General features: G+C 41.9%; 1 protein-coding gene. It reads left to right on the top strand.

What is annotated here, in order from left to right:
- Positions 1-296 precede the first annotated feature (296 nt).
- Positions 297-1,697: a sugar porter family MFS transporter gene (locus GNE10_RS34310; RefSeq protein ID WP_185570478.1), complete on the top strand. Its 1,401-nt coding sequence runs from the start codon at positions 297-299 to the stop codon at positions 1,695-1,697.
- The last annotated feature ends 30 nt before the right edge of the window (positions 1,698-1,727 follow it).

The following is a 1,727-nucleotide window of genomic DNA, read 5'->3' as shown; positions in this document are numbered from 1 at the left end:
AACTTTATCTATATCTTTCAATACAACATCAATTTTTAATTACACTACTTCAAATTTTTCTAAAAAAAGTAATCTAAGGTTTCTTAAATAGGAGGTACTGTTATACAAAAGTATCTTTCTATAGTAATCCTATTTGATTTTTGAACAAAATTCTGTACACTTTACTCTTTTATAACCCTGTTGCCTATTGCCTGCCTATACAGATTAGTTCATGAATCAAATCTGACTACTATATCTTGATTTGCTAACAGCAGATTTTTGATTTTTTCAGGTTAAATAATCTATGAGATACAAACATGACTACTACTACTGATCGTAGGAAATCCAATACATTCTATGTGATTTTGATTGCTGGTGCTGCGGCTCTTGGCGGTTTTTTGTTTGGTTTTGACACCGCAGTGATTAACGGTGCAGTTGCAGCTATCTCCAAAGCTTTTAACGCTAACAGCGTACAGACTGGCCTTGCTGTGTCGCTGGCATTGTTGGGGTCTGCGGTGGGAGCGTTTTATGCAGGAAAGATTGCAGACCGCTATGGTCGAGTTAAGGCAATGGTAGTTGCTTCGGTGTTGTTTACCATTAGTGCCATTGGTTCCGGCCTTGGTGTAGGTATTTGGGATTTTACCTTTTGGCGGCTATTAGGTGGGCTTGCAGTTGGGGCTGCTAGCGTCATCGCGCCAGCTTACATTGCAGAATGTTCTCCCACCCATTTGCGGGGAAGGTTGGGATCTCTCCAGCAATTAGCGATTGTAGTTGGTATTTTCATCGCATTGCTATGCGACTACTTTATTGCTGTATCAGCTGGTTCAGCCGAGTCACCATTTTTGTTTGGAATAGCAGCTTGGCGGTGGATGTTTTGGACAGAAATTCCTCCTGCGGTACTCTACGGAATGGCAGCTTTAATGATTCCGGAATCCCCCCGTTACTTGGTTGCTCAAGGACGGGAACCAGAAGCTGCTAACGTTTTGACTAAGATTTTAGGGGGTAACGTAGTAGCAAAAATCGAAGAAATTCGACAAACAGTTTTACGCGAACGTCAGCCTAAGTTTTCTGATTTGTTAGGAAGAAGTGGTGGGCTTTTGCCGATTGTTTGGATAGGAATAGGTTTATCCGTATTCCAGCAATTGGTTGGGATTAATGTGATCTTTTATTACAGCAGCGTTTTGTGGCGGGCAGTGGGTTTTTCTGAAAAAGATTCCCTCACGACTACAGTAATTACAGCGGCGGTCAATATTATTACTACTTTAATTGCCATCGCCTTTGTAGATAAATTTGGTCGTAAGCCTTTGCTGATTTTAGGGTCAATTGGCATGGTTGCGACCTTGGGGACAATGACTGCTGTTTTTAGAACCGGGCAACTAGATCCTGCTGGTAACCTGACTCTCAGTGGTTCAGCTGGTGTGATTGCTCTTTTAGCAGCTAATTTTTATGTATTTTGCTTCGGTTTCTCCTGGGGGCCAGTCACCTGGGTGCTATTAGGAGAAATGTTTAATAACAAGATCCGAGCTGCTGCACTTTCGGTAGCTGCGGCAATACAATGGGTTGCTAATTTTGCTATTTCCACAACATTTCCTCCCATTCTGCAATATTTCGGTCTAGGTGCTGCTTACGGCTTATATACAACGGCGGCAGCTATTTCCTTCTTCTTCGTTCTGTTTTTTATTAAAGAAACCAAAGGAATTGAATTAGAAGATATGTAATATTATTGGGCATGGGGCATGGGGCATGGG

Origin of the sequence: Nostoc sp. 2RC, assembly GCF_014222165.1 — a bacterium.
GTDB classification, from domain to species: domain Bacteria; phylum Cyanobacteriota; class Cyanobacteriia; order Cyanobacteriales; family Nostocaceae; genus Nostoc; species Nostoc linckia.
This window is presented reverse-complemented; position numbering and strand designations above follow the sequence as displayed.

Excerpts from the sequence above, each read along its gene's own strand:
- GNE10_RS34310 (WP_185570478.1), top strand. The coding sequence starts at position 297 with ATGACTACTACTACTGATCGTAGGAAATCCAATACATTCTATGTGATT.